The sequence below is a fragment of the Streptomyces sp. NPDC006711 genome (assembly GCF_042869775.1).
In the GTDB taxonomy this organism is placed as follows: Bacteria; Actinomycetota; Actinomycetes; order Streptomycetales; family Streptomycetaceae; genus Streptomyces.
The window spans coordinates 100,573-115,491 of sequence record NZ_JBIAGO010000011.1; the positions used below are offsets into that span (position 1 = coordinate 100,573).

The 14,919-nt window shown below is 70.2% G+C and carries 13 protein-coding genes and 2 tRNA genes; 6 read left to right on the forward strand and 9 right to left on the reverse strand.

All coding sequences use genetic code 11. The features are described 5' to 3' along the window. From ACFYM2_RS22215 to ACFYM2_RS22225, 3 genes are all read right to left on the reverse strand, one after another. Positions 1–609 (reverse strand): ATP-dependent Clp protease proteolytic subunit, encoded by a 609-nt coding sequence (locus tag ACFYM2_RS22215; protein ID WP_350234561.1) that lies wholly within the window; start codon positions 607–609, stop codon positions 1–3. Positions 610–872: 263 nt separating this feature from the next. After that, entirely contained in the window at positions 873–2,267 is a 1,395-nt protein-coding gene (gene tig, locus ACFYM2_RS22220; RefSeq protein ID WP_359000231.1) for a trigger factor, read from the reverse strand. Positions 2,268–2,467: 200 nt separating this feature from the next. Further along, positions 2,468–2,544 (reverse strand) — tRNA-Pro (locus tag ACFYM2_RS22225). A 216-nt stretch (positions 2,545–2,760) separates the two neighbouring features. Between ACFYM2_RS22225 and ACFYM2_RS22230 the strand changes: the two genes are divergently transcribed. Beyond that, positions 2,761–2,834: transfer RNA gene (locus ACFYM2_RS22230), tRNA-Gly, on the forward strand. Positions 2,835–2,994: 160 nt separating this feature from the next. Here the strand turns inward: ACFYM2_RS22230 and ACFYM2_RS22235 are convergent. Further along, positions 2,995–3,189, reverse strand: coding sequence for a hypothetical protein (locus ACFYM2_RS22235; RefSeq protein ID WP_359000234.1), 195 nt, complete (start codon positions 3,187–3,189; stop codon positions 2,995–2,997). Positions 3,190–3,470: 281 nt separating this feature from the next. Then, positions 3,471–4,616, reverse strand: coding sequence for a PP2C family protein-serine/threonine phosphatase (locus ACFYM2_RS22240; protein WP_359000237.1), 1,146 nt, complete (start codon positions 4,614–4,616; stop codon positions 3,471–3,473). A gap of 118 nt (positions 4,617–4,734) precedes the next feature. Between ACFYM2_RS22240 and ACFYM2_RS22245 the strand changes: the two genes are divergently transcribed. Then, positions 4,735–5,964: a GNAT family N-acetyltransferase gene (locus tag ACFYM2_RS22245; RefSeq protein ID WP_388838483.1), complete on the forward strand. Its 1,230-nt coding sequence runs from the start codon at positions 4,735–4,737 to the stop codon at positions 5,962–5,964. On the opposite strand, the gene ACFYM2_RS22250 is transcribed toward ACFYM2_RS22245, so the two are convergent. Further along, a complete protein-coding gene (locus tag ACFYM2_RS22250) occupies positions 5,952–6,761 on the reverse strand; it encodes an Fpg/Nei family DNA glycosylase (RefSeq protein ID WP_388454994.1) in 810 nt (269 codons plus the stop codon). The two genes, ACFYM2_RS22245 and ACFYM2_RS22250, sit on opposite strands and share 13 nt — an antisense overlap. Before the next feature lie 9 nt (positions 6,762–6,770). Then, positions 6,771–7,259 carry a ribose-5-phosphate isomerase gene (locus tag ACFYM2_RS22255; protein ID WP_388838486.1) on the reverse strand — a complete coding sequence of 163 codons (489 nt, stop codon included), beginning with the start codon at positions 7,257–7,259 and terminating at the stop codon, positions 6,771–6,773. A gap of 182 nt (positions 7,260–7,441) precedes the next feature. Here ACFYM2_RS22255 and ACFYM2_RS22260 point away from each other — a divergent pair, with 182 nt between their 5' ends. Next, entirely contained in the window at positions 7,442–8,911 is a 1,470-nt protein-coding gene (locus tag ACFYM2_RS22260; protein WP_359000247.1) for an amino acid permease, read from the forward strand. Positions 8,912–8,977: 66 nt separating this feature from the next. Here the strand turns inward: ACFYM2_RS22260 and ACFYM2_RS22265 are convergent, their stop codons facing one another. Beyond that, a complete protein-coding gene (locus ACFYM2_RS22265) occupies positions 8,978–9,937 on the reverse strand; it encodes a threonine/serine dehydratase (RefSeq protein ID WP_388838613.1) in 960 nt (319 codons plus the stop codon). Positions 9,938–10,085: 148 nt separating this feature from the next. Continuing rightward, positions 10,086–10,706: a biotin transporter BioY gene (locus ACFYM2_RS22270; protein ID WP_388454998.1), complete on the reverse strand. Its 621-nt coding sequence runs from the start codon at positions 10,704–10,706 to the stop codon at positions 10,086–10,088. 258 nt (positions 10,707–10,964) lie between these two features. Here ACFYM2_RS22270 and ACFYM2_RS22275 point away from each other — a divergent pair, with 258 nt between their 5' ends. The 3 genes from ACFYM2_RS22275 (at position 10,965) to ACFYM2_RS22285 (ending at position 14,740) form a co-directional block, all read left to right on the forward strand. Next, a complete protein-coding gene (locus ACFYM2_RS22275; RefSeq protein WP_359000253.1) occupies positions 10,965–12,332 on the forward strand; it encodes an amino acid permease in 1,368 nt (455 codons plus the stop codon). A gap of 150 nt (positions 12,333–12,482) precedes the next feature. Continuing rightward, positions 12,483–13,892, forward strand: a complete 1,410-nt coding sequence (locus ACFYM2_RS22280) for an amino acid permease (protein WP_359000256.1) — start codon at positions 12,483–12,485, stop codon at positions 13,890–13,892. A gap of 206 nt (positions 13,893–14,098) precedes the next feature. Further along, positions 14,099–14,740: a superoxide dismutase gene (locus ACFYM2_RS22285; protein ID WP_350230277.1), complete on the forward strand. Its 642-nt coding sequence runs from the start codon at positions 14,099–14,101 to the stop codon at positions 14,738–14,740. Positions 14,741–14,919 lie beyond the last annotated feature (179 nt).

Below are 14,919 nucleotides of genomic sequence, written 5' to 3' on the forward strand. Positions count from 1 at the left end.
TCAGGCCCCGGTGCCGCCGCCGCCCGGAACACCCGAGGCAGCGGAGATGATCTCGTCGATGAGGCCGTAGTCCTTGGCCTCCTCCGCCGTGTACCAGCGGTCGCGGTCGCCGTCGCGGATGATCGTCTCGACGGACTGCCCGGAGTGCGCGGCAGTGATCTCCGCCATGCGCTTCTTCGTGCGGATCAGGTACTCGGCCTGGATCTTGATGTCGGAGGCGGTGCCGCCGATGCCGGCGGAGCCCTGGTGCATCAGGATGTCGGTGTTGGGGAGCGCGAAGCGCTTGCCGGCGGCGCCACCGGTCAGCAGGAACTGACCCATCGAGGCGGCCATGCCCATGCCGATCGTGACCACGTCGTTCTGGATGTACTGCATGGTGTCGTAGACCGCCATGCCGGCCGTCACCGAGCCACCGGGGCTGTTGATGTAGAGGTAGATGTCCTTGTCCTGGTCGGCGGCGGCCAGGAGGAGCATCTGGGCGGTGATCTTGTTGGCGATCTCGTCGTCGACCTGCTGGCCGAGGAAGATGATGCGGTCGTTGAGCAGTCGGCTGTAGACCTGGTCACCGAGGCCACCACCGAGGGACGGCTCACCGGCGGCGTAAGGCATCAGATTCGTCACGTATCCACCTGCTCGTCTCTGACGGCTTCAACCGTCTCAGCGTCTTCGTTCCGGGGGTGCGGACTCCGGTTCGCCAGACTCCACCACCCTCGTATTCATGGACCCTAACGCGCAGGTGGGACAACGCCATCCCGGTTCCCGAACTGTTCGCTCGGAGCGCAAGGTGGTTGAAGGCGAATGAAGGGGGACCGGCTACGGACAAGGGCCCGTACGCGACTGCGTACGGGCCCTCGCTCGGGTCATGCGGAGGCTCAGGCCTCGGTCTTCTCCGCGGCCTCGGCCTCGGCGGGCTCGGCGTCGGCGGCGGCCTCCACCGTCTCGGCGGCCTCGTCCTCGGCGTCGTCCAGGTCGACGATCTCACCGTTGGTGTCGGTGACCTTGGCGGCCTCGACGACGACGGCGAGCGCCTTGCCGCGGGCGACCTCGCCCACGAGCATCGGCACCTGGCCACCCTCGACGACAGCCTGGGCGAACTGGTCGGGGCTCATGCCGGAGGAGGCGGCGCGCCGCATGAGGTGCTCGGTCAGCTCCTCCTGGTTGACGTTCAGCTTCTCCTTGTTGACGAGCTCGTCAAGGATGAACTGCGTCTTGATGCCCTTGACCGCCTGCTCCTCGGTCTCGGCGGTGAACTCTTCCTCGGTCTTGCCCTGGATCTCCAGGTACTTGGCGAGGTCGATGCCCATCTGGCCGAGCTGGTGGTGCTCGAGGTTGTGCTTGCGGGTCTGGATCTCGTCCGCGAGAAGCTTCTCGGGGATCGGGACCTCGGCCAGCTTCAGGAGCTCGTCCAGGACGCGCTCCTGGGCCTGGGTGGCCTGGTCGTACTGCTTCATGTTCTCAAGGCGCTTGCGGCTGTCGGCCTTGAGCTCGTCCAGGGTGTCGAACTCCGACGCGAGCTGCGCGAAGTCGTCGTCCAGGGCGGGCAGTTCACGGGCGGCGACCTGGGTGACCTTGACGGTGACCTCGGCCTCCTTGCCCTCGGCCGAGCCGCCCTTGAGCTCGGAGGTGAAGGTGGCCTCGCCACCGGCCTCCAGGCCCTTCACGGCCTCGTCGATGCCCTCAAGGAGCTCGCCGGAGCCGATGGTGTACGAGACACCCTCGGCCACGCCGTCCTCAAGGACCTCGCCGTCGACCTTGGCCGTCAGGTCGATCGTCACGACGTCGCCGTCCTCGGCGGCACGCTCGACCGGCGAGGTGGAGGCGAAGCGCTCGCGCAGCTGCTCCACGGACTTCTCGACGTCCTCGTCGCTGACCTCGACGGCGTCAACGGTGACCTCGATGCCGGAGTAGTCCGGGATCTCGATGGCCGGACGGATGTCGACCTCAGCGGTGAAGTTCAGCGTCTCGCCGTCCTTCAGCTCGGTGATGTCGACCTCGGGCTGACCCAGCGGGTTGAGCTCCGCCTCGTTGATCGCCTCGGTGTAGAACTTCGGAAGCGCGTCATTGACGGCCTCTTCGAGCACGGCGCCACGACCGAACCGCTGGTCGATCACGCGGGCCGGGATCTTGCCCTTGCGGAAGCCCTTGACCGTGACCTGCTGGTTGATCTTCTTGTACGCCGCGTCGAGGCTGTCCTTGAGCTCCTCGAAGGGCACCTCGACAGTGAGCCGAACCCGAGTCGGGTTCAGGGTCTCCACGGCGCTCTTCACGGTTCGGTCTCCTTGTGGCTGACTTCTTTGGGGGGTTCTGCCGAAGACCGACGGTCTTGGCGGATGGGGCCCGGTACATCATTCATCAGACACACGGGCACGCAGCTTGCATAGTAACCGCAAGCGGGATGCCACCCACAATGTGATCTTGCTACGCGGAGACCGCTACGGAGACCACGGAGATCGAACGCCGGTGACGCTGGTCGGGGTGGCGGGATTTGAACCCACGGCCTTCCGCTCCCAAAGCGGACGCGCTACCAAGCTGCGCCACACCCCGTCGGTGCGAGACGTAGGGTACATGCCCGCGCGCCCCGCGTCGGCCCCTTAGCCCTGCGGCCGCGCTCCTGGCCGTCTCCGGCCCGTCCCCGGTCCGTTCTCCGGTGGGCCGGCCGCCGACCGGAGCCCACCACGGGGGCGCGGTGTGCACGCCCCGGGGGTGACCCGCTACGATGCTCTACGTGCCGCGGTCACCAGGACCGGCGGCGCGCTGCTCGCGGGCGTAGCTCAATGGTAGAGCCCTAGTCTTCCAAACTAGCTACGCGGGTTCGATTCCCGTCGCCCGCTCCACGCAGAATCACCAGGTCAGAGCCGGTACCGCCACGCGCGGGACCGGCTCTCGCCGTTTGAGTCCGCGCGAGGGCCCGGCGGACGTCTCGCGCCGGGCGGGACGTCGCGCCTTTCCTGGGCCGCAGGCCGCAAACCGCAGGCCGCAAACCGCGGTCGTGTCCTAGAACTTGATCTGGTTGATCGAATCCGCTATCGAGTTCAGGAAGTGCTGGATCGAGGGGGCCATGCCCGTCGAGGCCAGGAAGAAGCCGAACAGTATGGCGACGATGGCCGGACCGGCCTTGATGGAGCCGCCGCGGATGAGCACCACGAGGATGACCGCCAACAGCAGCACCACTGACAGTGAGATGGCCACAACTGATCACACACCCTTGGTCGGTCCGCCTTGCCGGCCCGGGAGCGTGCCGCCCACACCCCCACAGTGACTATCGTGCCACCAACACCCCGCTGGTTGTTCCCCGGTGACGGATCGCCAAGGTAAGGATCCGGCCAACAGGCGACCTGGCCAAGGGTGTTCGCCGAGTTCGGGCGGGCGTGGGCCGCGAGCACGGCCGGTTTCAGCCACCGGAAAGCACAGCGCGCCGCCCCGGCGCCGGGTGCCCGGCCGGGCGCCTGAGCTCCCGGGCCGGCCGGCTCTTACGCGTCCCGCCTGATCAGGAGCAGCGCCCGGTCGTCGTTGACGTCCTTGGCGACCGCTTCGATCAGGTGCCAGGCCGCGCCCGAGAAGCCCGTCGAGACATAGCGGTCGGCCTCGCCGGTGAGGCGGTCGATGCCTTCGGCGATGTCGCGTTCGGAGGTCTCCACGAGCCCGTCGGTGAAGAGCAGCAGGACGTCGCCAGGGGCGAGGGAGCCCTTGGCCGGGTGGAATTCCGCGCCGTCGTAGACGCCGAGCAGCGGCCCCTCGGCGGCCTGTTCGTGCCAGCGCCCGGAGCCAGCGTGGAGCTGGAGGGCCGGCGGATGCCCGGCCGAGAGGAGTTCGTAGTCGCCGGAGTCGAGGTCGAGGACGAGGTGGATGGCGGTGGCGAAGCCCTCGTCCCAGTCCTGGCGCAGCAGATAGCCGTTGGCGGCCGGCAGGAAGGCGTGCGGGGGCAGCGAGCCGAGCAGGCCGCCGAACGCGCCGGAGAGCAGCAGGGCGCGCGATCCCGCGTCCATGCCCTTGCCGGAGACGTCGGTGAGGACGATCTCCAGGGTGCGTCCGTCGCCGGTGCGGGCGGCGACGACGAAGTCGCCGGAGAAGGACTGGCCGCCGGCCGGCCGCAGCGCCATCTCGCGGTGCCAGCCCTTGGGCAGCTGGGGCAGCGCGCTCTGGACCCGGATGCGTTCGCGCAGGTCGAAGAGCATGGTGCCGCCGCGCCGCCAGGGCACCCCGACCCGGGCCCTGAACTGGGCGATGAGCAGCCCGAAGAGCCCGCACGCGGCCACCACGAGGACGGTTCCCGGGGTGACCCGGGAGGGCCCCGAGGTGTAGGGGCCGAGCCGTACGGACTCCACGATCAGGGCGGTCGCGGCGGCCGCGTACAGGCCGAGCAGGTTGGCCGGGCGCAGCAGGAGTCCGCCGGCCACGATCGGCAGGACGAGCGCGGAGGGCGCGCACCACACCGGGGCCCAGAGTGTGGCGGCGGTGATCGCGGGCACGGTGAGCAGGAGGGCGGCCAGGGCCACCCAGTCGGATCCGTCGCCCCGGAAGTAGTCGACGCCGGATCTGCGCACCGCGATGCGGACCCGGTGCAGCGCCTTGCGCCACCGGGCCGTGAACGAGTCCGCTCTCCTCGCGCGTGCCATTGCCGAGGACCCTATCCAGCCGGACCCGCCGTGTGCAGGTGCCCCCGTGGACAGAGCCGGGCCGGGGCGGCGGAAAAGGGGGCGACCGCCGGTGCCGCGCCCTGGTAGGGATGGGCTCATGACGACGCAGCTGCGGGTCCTGGATCCGGCCGAGTGGGACGCGTGGTACGCGGCCATAGTGGCGGCGTTCGGAGGGATCCCGGACGCCGCGGAGGAGGTGGAGCTGTGGCGTGAGCTGATCGTCGCCGACCGTTCCCTCGGGGTGTGGGACGGCTCCGCGTGTGTGGCGGCCACCAGCACGTTCCCCTTCAGGATCAGTGTGCCGGGCGGCGCGGTGGTGCCGGCGGCGGGCGTGACCGGGGTCGGTGTGCTGCCCACCCACCGCCGTCGCGGGCTCCTCACGGCGATGATGCGGCGCCAGCTCGACGACGTACGGGAGCGGGGCGAAAGCCTCGCGGTCCTGACCGCGTCCGAGCCGGCCATCTACGGACGGTTCGGGTACGGCATCGCCACGATGGCGCTGTCCGCCGAGATCGACACCGCCCGGGTCCGCGTCCAGTTGCCGCCGGGCGCCGACGAGGTGCGGCTGAGGTACGCGAAGGTCGAGGAGTCGCTGGCCCGCTGCGAGGAGCTGTACGCGCGCCTGGTGCCGCGCCGCCCGGGCATGCTGGCCCGCGTGCCGGGCTGGGACCGGTTCGGCGTCATCGACCCGGAGTCCTACCGGGAGGGCGGCTCGCCTTTGCAGTGCGTCCTCGCCGAGCGCGACGGGGAACTGGTCGGGTACGCCCGCTACCGGGTCGCCGTCGAGTCGGAGCCGGCGGGCGCGAAGGGCACGGTGAGGCTGAAGGACCTGGAGGCCGAGGATCCGGCGGTGGCCGCGACGCTGTGGCGCTATCTGTTCGAGATCGACCTGACGAGCACGTTGAAGGTGAGGACCCGGCCGGTCGACGACCCGTTCCAGCACCTGGTGTCCGATGTGCGGCGCTGCGGGATCCGGCTGCGGGACTCGCTGCACGTGCGCCTGGTCGAGGTGGGCCCGGCTTTGGAGGCGCGGACGTACGCGGCGCCCGTGGATGTGGTCCTGGAGGTCGAGGACGCGTTCTGTCCGTGGAACGCGGGCCGCTGGCGGCTGACCGGCGACACCAAGGGGGCGACCTGTGTACGCACCGAGGACCCGGCCGAACTCGCCCTGTCGGTCCGGGAGTTGGGCGCCGCATACCTCGGCGGGTGCACGCTCGCCTCACTCGCGGGCGCGGGCCGGGTGCGTGAGCTGCGCCCCGGCGCGCTGGCCGAGGCCTCCACGGCGTTCGGCAGCGAGCTCGCGCCGTGGCTGCCTCACGGCTTCTGACAGGCGGGACACCAGAACAGATTGCGGGCGGCGAGGCCGGCGGTGCGGATCTCGCCCCCGCAGAGGTGGCAGGGCAGGTTCGCCCGGCGGTAGACGTACACCTCGCCGCCGTGGTCGTCCACGCGCGGCGGGCGGCCCATGACCTCGGGGGTGTGCTCGGGGCGGACGGTGTCGATGCGGTTCAGGCGTACGCCCTCGCGCATCAGCTCCACCAGGTCGGCCCAGATCGCGTCCCACTGGGCGCGCGTGAGCTCCTTGCCGGGCCGGTAGGGGTCGATGCCGTGCCGGAAGAGGACTTCGGCGCGGTAGACGTTGCCGACGCCCGCGACGATCTTCTGGTCCATGAGCAGGGCGGCGATGGTGGTGCGGCTGCGGGAGATCCGGTGCCAGGCCTTCTCGCCGGTGTCGGCGGGGCGCAGCGGGTCGGGCCCGAGCCGGTCGTGTATCGCCTGCTTCTCGCCGTCGGTGATCAGCGCGCAGGTGGTGGGGCCGCGCAGGTCCGCGTACGCCGTGTCGTTCGTCAGTCGCAGCCGTACGGTGTCGGTGGGCGGCGGCGCTGGGGTGTCGCCGAAGCCGTACTTGCCGAACAGGCCGAGGTGGATGTGGACCCAGCCCGCCGGTCCGAAGCCGAGGAACAGGTGCTTTCCGTGGGCCTCGGCGCCTTCCAGGACCTGGCCGTCGACCAGGGCGGCGCCGTCGGAGAACTTGCCCTGGGGGCTGGACGCGCGCAGCGGCCGGCCGCCGAACCTCAGGTCGTGGTCGGCGGCCAGGCGGTGGATGGTGTGGCCTTCGGGCATGGACCCTGATCAGCCCTGCTGGGGGTGGTGGGCCGGGATCTCGGGGAGGTTGCCGGTCCTCTCGTACGCGCTCAGCATCTCGATGCGGCGGGTGTGACGTTCCTCGCCCGAGTACGGCGTGGTCAGGAAGATCTCGACGAACCTGGTCGCCTCTTCCTCGGTGTGCATCCGGCCGCCGATGGAGATCACGTTGGCGTCGTTGTGCTCACGGCCGAGCGCGGCGGTCTGCTCGCTCCAGGCCAGCGCGGCGCGGACGCCCTTGACCTTGTTCGCGGCGATCTGCTCGCCGTTGCCGGAGCCGCCGATCACGATGCCCAGGGCCTCGGGGTCCGCGGCCGTCCTCTCGGCGGCCCGCAGACAGAACGGCGGGTAGTCGTCCTGGGCGTCGTAGATGTGCGGACCGCAGTCCACGGGCTCGTGCCCGTGGGCCTTGAGCCATTCCACGAGGTGGTTCTTGAGTTCGAAGCCGGCATGGTCGGAGCCGAGGTACACGCGCATGCACCCGAGTGTGGCATGCGCGGCGCCGGGCAGGGGGAGGCGGGTGGGGGACTTCGGTCCCGTGCCGCGGGGCCCTTCGGCCTCGTACAACGATCCGGATTCAGGTCTTCCGTCCCGAAGCGGTCCGGGTTTCAATGCACGGGCTCGTGACCCGAGTGCTCCGAAGACTTAAGGAAGCGTCCATGACCTCGCAACCCTCCCTTGCGAAGGAAGACCGTCTGCCCGGTGAACCCGGTCAGTCGCAGTCGCCCGACGGCGGCCTCAAGGCCGGCCTCAAGAACCGCCACCTGTCCATGATCGCCATCGGCGGTGTGATCGGCGCGGGCCTGTTCGTGGGCTCCGGCTCCGGCATAGCCGCGGCCGGCCCCGCCATCCTGCTGTCGTACGCCCTGGTCGGCGTGATGGTGGTGTTCGTGATGCGGATGCTGGGCGAGATGGCCGCCGCGCGCCCCTCATCGGGCTCGTTCTCGGCGTACGCGGACCGCGCGCTCGGCCGCTGGGCCGGGTTCTCGATCGGCTGGCTCTACTGGTTCTTCTGGGTCGTGGTGCTCGCGGTCGAGGGCACGGCCGGCGCCAAGATCCTGCACCAGTGGGTGCCGGGGGTCCCGCAGTGGGGCTGGGCGCTCATCGTGATGCTGGTCCTGACCGCCAGCAACCTGGCCTCGGTGTCCTCCTACGGCGAGTTCGAGTTCTGGTTCGCCGGGATCAAGGTCGTCGCGATCGGCGCCTTCGTGGTGATCGGACTGCTCGCGGTCTTCGGCGTGCTGCCGGGCTCGGACAACCCGGGGGCAGGCTTCTCGCACCTCACCGACGCGGGCGGCTTCTTCCCCAAGGGGTACGGGGCGGTCCTCACCGGCGTCCTGATGGTCGTGTTCTCCTTCATGGGCTCCGAGATCGTCACGCTGGCCGCCGGTGAGTCCGAGGACCCGCGCCGCGCCGTGACCAAGGCGACCAACAGCGTGATCTGGCGGATCGCGGTGTTCTACCTCGGTTCGATCCTGGTGGTCCTGACGCTCCTGAAGTGGAGCGACCCCTCGATCGTCGCGGACGGCTCCTACGTGGCGGCCCTCAAGACGATCGGCATCCCGCACGCCGACCAGATCATGAACGTGATCGTGCTGACGGCGGTCCTGTCCTGCCTCAACTCCGGCCTGTACACGGCCTCGCGGATGGCGTTCTCGCTCGGTGAGCGCGGCGACGCGCCGAAGTCGTTCGCCCGCACCAACAAGCGGGGCGTGCCGCAGGTCGCGATCCTGTCCTCGGTCGTGTTCGGCTTCGTGGCGGTCTTCTTCAACTACGAGTGGCCCGACACCGTCTTCGCGTTCCTGCTCAACTCCTCGGGCGCGGTCGCCCTGTTCGTGTGGCTGGTGATCTGCTGCACCCAGCTGCGGATGCGCGGCATCATCCTGCGCGAGCAGCCGGAGAAGCTGACGGTGAAGATGTGGGGCTTCCCCTACCTCACCTGGCTGACGATCGGGATGATCTCCTTCGTCCTGGTCTACATGCTGTTCGACGACTCCGGGCGCGAGCAGGTGCTCTGGTCGCTTGCCGTCGCGGCGCTCGTCATCGTGATCGCGCTGGTCCGCCAGCGGGTGCTCGCCGGGCGCGCTCCCGTCGCCGCCGGCGTACGGGACGACGTCACAGCGGCGTAACCGCGAGGAACGGGCGGCCCGGCGGAGCTTCGCGCCGGGCCGCCCGGATCGTCGGGGCCCGAGCGGTCAGCGCAGGCTGAACTTCTCGGCCCAGGTGTCGACGTCGGCGGGCGTCACGTTGCCGCCGCAGACCACCAGGCCGAGCCGCGCGTCCTGGCCGACCCGCTCCAGCACCCGGCGGGCGGCGGGGAGCAGGCACCCGGCGGCGGGCTCCGCCCATACCTTCGCGTGCTCGGCGAGGTCGAGGGTGCCCCGCACGGCCTCGGCGTCGCTCACCGTGAGGACATCGGTGACCAGCGCCGAGACGTGCTCGTAGGTGAGCTGCGAGGCGGTGGGGGCGCTCAGCGTCGAGACCACCGAGGACAGTTCGACCGGCACGGGCCCGCCGGCGGCCAGGGCCTGCGACATGGCCCGCGCGCCTTCGGTCTCCACCCCCCAGATCCGTACGCCGGGGCGGCGCGCGCGCAGTGCGGCGGCGACGCCGGAGATCAGCCCTCCCCCGCCGATGCTGACCAGGACGTCCGTGAGTTCATCGGCGTCCTCGGCCAACTCCAGCCCGACCGTGCCCTGGGCGGCGATGACGACGGGGTCGTCGAAGGGGTGGACCAGGGTGAGTCCCTTGGCCGTGAACTCCTCAAGGAGCGCGAACGCGCCGTCCATGGAGTCGGCGAGGACGACATGGGCCCCGGCGGTCTCCGCGATGCCCACGGCACGGCTCGGAGCGGACCTCGGCATGACGACGGTCGCCTCGATGCCCAGGGCGCCGGCCATGACCGCCACCGCGATGCCGTGGTTGCCGCCGCTCACCGCCACGACCCCGGCGGCCCGTTCGCGCGCGCCGAGCCCGAGCAGTTTCGCCGTCGCCCCCCGCACCTTGAACGAACCGGTGCGCTGGAGCAGTTCCAGCTTCGCGGTGACCCGCGCGCCGAGGAGCGCGGAGAGGCCGGGGCTGGCCACGGTCGGGGTCTTGATGACATGCCCGGCGATCCGCTCCGCCGCGGCTTCCACGTCCGCCACAGTGATCAGCACATTCGCCTCCGTTGCGTGATCCGGCCCGCAGTGACCGGACCCGCATCATCCCCCGGCGCGGTGGGGGGCGGTCGTCCGGCGGTGGCTCTGGCCCCGGGAACGCGAAGGGGCCCGGCATCCGCCGGGCCCCTTCGTGTCGCAGAGATCAGCCCCGGCGGCCGACCAGCTTCCACGCGGCCGGCAGCAGGCCCATCGCCAGGGCGGCCTTCAGGGCGTCGCCGATGAGGAAGGGGGTGAGGCCCGCCGCGACGGCCGCGCTCAGGGACATGCCGGTCGAGGCGGCCAGGTAGGGCACGCCCACCGCGTAGATGATCGCCGAGCCGAGCACCATCATGCCGGCGGTGCGCAGGACCGAGCGGTCCGCGCCCCTGCGGGCCAGCGCCCCGACGACGGTGGAGGCGAGCAGCATGCCGAGGACGTAGCCGAAGGAGGCGCCGCCCGCGCCGGAGGTGCCGTTCGCGAACCAGGGCAGGCCCGCCATGCCGACCAGGGCGTACAGGGCCAGCGAGAGGAAGCCACGGCCGGCGCCGAGGCCCGCGCCGACGAGCAGCGCAGCGAAGGTCTGGCCGGTGACCGGCACGGGCGAGCCGGGCACGGGCACGGCGATCTGGGCGGCGATCCCGGTGAGGGCCGCGCCGCCCACGACGAGCGCGATGTCCCGGGCGCGGACGCCCGCCTGTGCGAGCGAGGCCGAGAGCCTGGGCGAGGGCAGCAGGTCGGCGAGGACCGTTCCGGTACGGGGGGCGGTGGCGGACGCAGTGCTCATCGGGACTCCGGCAGGTGGTGGGAGGGCGGGACGTGCGGGGACATCGTGACGTTAGCCCACCCGATCTCCCGGGATCACCAGCAGCCGTCCACAAAGCGGGTGTTGACGCCGTGGTGGGGTCCGGACAAAGGACCGGCTACAGACCCTCTCCCGCGTGACCCTCGTCACTCGGCCGATGGGCTCGGCTGCCCCTTTTGCGCCCGGGGTCGGGCCTGGGCGAGACTGTAGGTTCCCCATAAACCGAACGATACGAGCGCCATGCACGAGCCTTTGCCCGCCGAACCCCTCTCGCACGGGCTGAAGCAGCGCCATCTGACCATGCTCGGCCTCGGCGGGGTGATCGGTGCCGGGCTCTTCGTCGGGTCGGGCGCGGGGATCGCGGTGGCGGGCCCCGGCATCGTCGTGTCGTATCTGATCGCGGGCGCGATCGCGATGCTGGTGATGCGGATGCTGGGCGAGATGTCGGCGGCGATGCCCGCGTCGGGGTCGTTCTCGGTGCACGCCGAGCGGGCGCTCGGGCGCTGGGCCGGGTTCAGCGTGGGCTGGCTGTACTGGTTCCTGCTGGTGGTCGTGCTCGCCGTGGAGGCGACCGGCGCGGCGAAGATCGCGAACGGGTGGGCGCCGGGGGTGCCGCAGTGGGCCTGGGTGCTGATCTTCATGGTGGTCTTCACGGCCGCCAACCTGGCCTCGGTGAAGAACTTCGGCGAGTTCGAGTTCTGGTTCGCCGCGCTGAAGATCTTCGCGATCCTCGCGTTCCTCGTGCTCGGCCTGCTCGCGATCTTCGGGGTGCTGCCCGACACGTCGCCGGTGGGCCTGTCCAACCTGACCGGGCGGGGCGGCTTTCTGCCCGCCGGGGTGAGCGGGGTGGTCTCCGGAGTACTCGCGGTGATCTTCGCGTTCGGCGGTCTCGAGGTCGTCACGATCGCCGCCGCCGAGTCCGACGACCCGGTGCGGGCGGTGGGGCGCGCGGTGCGCAGCGCGGTGTGGCGCATCCTCTTCTTCTATGTGGGCTCGATGCTGGTCATCGTGACGCTGCTGCCGTGGACGTCGATGAAGCCGGGCCAGAGCCCCTATGTCGCCGTCCTGGACGCGATCGGCATTCCCTCGGCCGGGCAGATCATGAACATCGTGGTGTTCGTGGCGCTGCTCTCGGCGCTCAACGCCAATCTGTACGGCTCATCGCGCATGATCTTCTCGCTGGCCGAGCGGGGCGAGGCGCCCCGGGGCCTGCTGAAGGTGTCCGGCGGCGGGGTGCCGCGCCGGGCGGTGCTCGCCTCGGTGGCCTTCGGGTTCGTCTCGGTCCTGCTGAACCTGAAGTGGCCCGACTCGGTGTTCCTCTACATGCTCAACGCGGTCGGCGCGGTGCTCCTGTTCGTGTGGGCGCTGATCGCGCTGTCGCAGTTGCGGCTGCGCCGCCGCATCGAGCGCGAGGCGCCCGAGACCCTGTCGCTGAAGATGTGGGCCTTCCCCTGGCTCACCCGGGCGGCGCTCGCCGCGATGGGCGCGGTGCTGGTCCTGATGCTGTTCGACGCCTCGGCCCGCCCGCAGGTGCTGTGGTCGGCGGGCGCGACCGCGGTGGTGCTCGTGGTGGCAGGGGTACGGGAGTTGCGCACGCGCCGCGTGTGAAGATTGCGTAAACACATCGCGCCGATGCCTTCACTCTGTGTGAGTCGAGTGTCCGCATAGCGGTCGGGTGTTCCCTCTGAGCGGGGCCGCCCTAAGACTGTGGGCCCGTGCCGCCGCCCCGGTGGATCAGCTACTGAACAGGGCATGCCCATGTCTCGGACAACCGCGCCCGCGCAGGACGACAGCAGGCCAGCGACCGACTCCCCGCTCACCCACGGCCTCAAGCAGCGGCATCTGTCGATGATCGCTCTCGGCGGCGTCATCGGCGCCGGGCTCTTCATCGGATCCGGCACCGCGATCGCCGCGGCCGGGCCCTCGATCATTCTCGCCTACGCGATATCCGGCGCGCTGGTCATGCTCGTCATGCGCATGCTGGGCGAGATGTCGGCGGCCAATCCCGCCTCCGGATCCTTCTCGGTCCACGCCGAGCGGGCGATGGGGCCGTGGGCCGGGTTCACCGCGGGCTGGGCCTTCTGGTTCCTGCTGTGCGTGGCCGTCGGCCTTGAGGGCATCGGCGCGGCGGGCATCGTGCACGGCTGGCTGCCGGGCGTTCCGGAGTGGGCACTGGTCGCCGTGTTCATGCTGCTGTTCTGCGGCACCAACCTGGCGGCCGTGAAGAACTTCGGCGAGTTCGAGTTCTGGTTCGCCGCGCTGAAGATCGGCGCGATCGTCCTCTTCCTCGCCATCGGCGTCCTCGCCATCATCGGCGTACTGCCCGACACCCACGCCCCGGGCCTGACCAACCTCACCGGCCAGGGCGGCTTCATGCCCAACGGCAGCGAAGGCCTCATCGTCGGACTGCTGGCCTCCGTCTTCGCCTACGGCGGCCTGGAGACGGTCACCATCGCGGCGGCCGAGTCCGAACACCCCGTCCAGGGCGTCGCCAAGGCGGTGCGCACCGCGATGTGGCGGATCGCCATCTTCTACGTGGGCTCGATGGCGGTCGTGGTGACGCTCCTTCCGTGGACCGGCAAGGACATCGTCACCAAGGGACCGTACGTGGCGACCCTGGACCACCTCGGCATCCCGGCCGCCGGCCAGATCATGAACATCGTGGTGCTGGTCGCCCTGCTCTCGGCGATGAACGCCAACATCTACGGCGCCTCGCGCATGGCCGGTTCGCTCGTCGCGCGCGGCCAGGGGCCCAAGGTGCTCGGGAAGATCTCGGGCGGGGTGCCCAGGGTGGCGGTGCTCACCTCGTCCGCCTTCGGTTTCCTGTGCGTCCTGCTCAGCTACTGGCGTCCCGACGACATCTTCCAGTGGCTCCTGAACACCATCGGCGCGATCATCCTCGTCGTCTGGTTCTTCATCGCCGCCTCCCAGCTGCTGCTGCGCCGCCGCACCGAGAGCGAGAGTCCGCAGAAGCTGGTCGTGAAGATGTGGCTCTACCCCTGGCTCACCTATCTCGCCCTGCTCGGCATGGCGGTGGTCTTCGTCCTGATGGCCCGTGAGGACGGCACGCGCGTCCAGCTCTACTACACCGGCGGCCTCACGGTGGTCCTCGCGGTCATCGGCTACATCCGCCAGCGCACGTCGACCGCCGCCCCTCTCGACGCCTGACCCGCGCCGCCCCCACCCACCGCCACCACCCCGCTCAACTGTCCTGCGTCCCCGGGTCCTACGCCCCGGGACGCAGGACTTTTTGCTGAGGTCACCCTTGGCTGCGGCCCCGCATTGCTGCTGGTAGCGTGCACTTGCGCATCAATTGCAATAAGCATGTGCGGTGAGCAGACAGCATGTGCAGTGAGCAGCCGGAGGGCTCGGACATGGCCATTTACACGCTTCCTGAACTTCCGTACGACTACGCGGCGCTCGAACCCGTCATCAGCCCGGAGATCATCGAGCTGCACCACGACAAGCACCACGCGGCGTATGTGAAGGGTGCGAACGACACCCTGGAGCAGCTCGCGGAGGCTCGCGACAAGGATGCCTGGGGCGCGATCAACGGCCTGGAGAAGAACCTCGCGTTCCACCTCTCCGGCCACATCCTGCACTCCATCTACTGGCACAACATGACCGGTGACGGCGGCGGTGAGCCCCTGGAGAAGGACGGCACCGGCGAGCTCGCCGACGCCATCGCCGAGTCCTTCGGCTCCTTCGCCAAGTTCAAGGCCCAGCTGACCAAGGCGTCGGCCACGACGCAGGGTTCGGGCTGGGGCGTGCTCGCGTACGAGCCCATCAGTGGGCGTCTGGTGGTCGAGCAGATCTACGACCACCAGGGCAACGTCGGCCAGGGTTCGACCCCGATCCTGGTCTTCGACGCCTGGGAGCACGCCTTCTATCTCCAGTACAAGAACCAGAAGGTCGACTTCATCGAGGCCATGTGGCGGGTCGTCAACTGGCAGGACGTGGCGAAGCGTTACGTCGCCGCCAAGCAGGCCGGCAACAACCTGATCCTGGCCCCGTAACACCCCGCGCCCATCCGGCGCGGCCCTGACGTCCTGCTCGTGATCGTCTTCTCACCCTTCACGCGCGGGCGACGAAAACGAACGGCCCCCACGAGGACGTGACTCGCGGGGGCCGTTCGCATCCCACCGGCCGCGCACGGTTGGCTGGTCGCGCAGTTCCCCGCGCCCCTGGCGGGGCT

Coding starts and splice junctions, on each gene's coding strand:
- ACFYM2_RS22215 (WP_350234561.1), bottom strand. CDS start 609: ATGCCTTACGCCGCCGGTGAGCCGTCCCTCGGTGGTGGCCTCGGTGAC.
- ACFYM2_RS22240 (WP_359000237.1), bottom strand. CDS start 4,616: ATGGCACGCGCGAGGAGAGCGGACTCGTTCACGGCCCGGTGGCGCAAG.
- ACFYM2_RS22245 (WP_388838483.1), top strand. CDS start 4,735: ATGACGACGCAGCTGCGGGTCCTGGATCCGGCCGAGTGGGACGCGTGG.
- ACFYM2_RS22250 (WP_388454994.1), bottom strand. CDS start 6,761: ATGCCCGAAGGCCACACCATCCACCGCCTGGCCGCCGACCACGACCTG.
- ACFYM2_RS22255 (WP_388838486.1), bottom strand. CDS start 7,259: ATGCGCGTGTACCTCGGCTCCGACCATGCCGGCTTCGAACTCAAGAAC.
- ACFYM2_RS22260 (WP_359000247.1), top strand. CDS start 7,442: ATGACCTCGCAACCCTCCCTTGCGAAGGAAGACCGTCTGCCCGGTGAA.
- ACFYM2_RS22270 (WP_388454998.1), bottom strand. CDS start 10,706: ATGAGCACTGCGTCCGCCACCGCCCCCCGTACCGGAACGGTCCTCGCC.
- ACFYM2_RS22275 (WP_359000253.1), top strand. CDS start 10,965: ATGCACGAGCCTTTGCCCGCCGAACCCCTCTCGCACGGGCTGAAGCAG.
- ACFYM2_RS22280 (WP_359000256.1), top strand. CDS start 12,483: ATGTCTCGGACAACCGCGCCCGCGCAGGACGACAGCAGGCCAGCGACC.
- ACFYM2_RS22285 (WP_350230277.1), top strand. CDS start 14,099: ATGGCCATTTACACGCTTCCTGAACTTCCGTACGACTACGCGGCGCTC.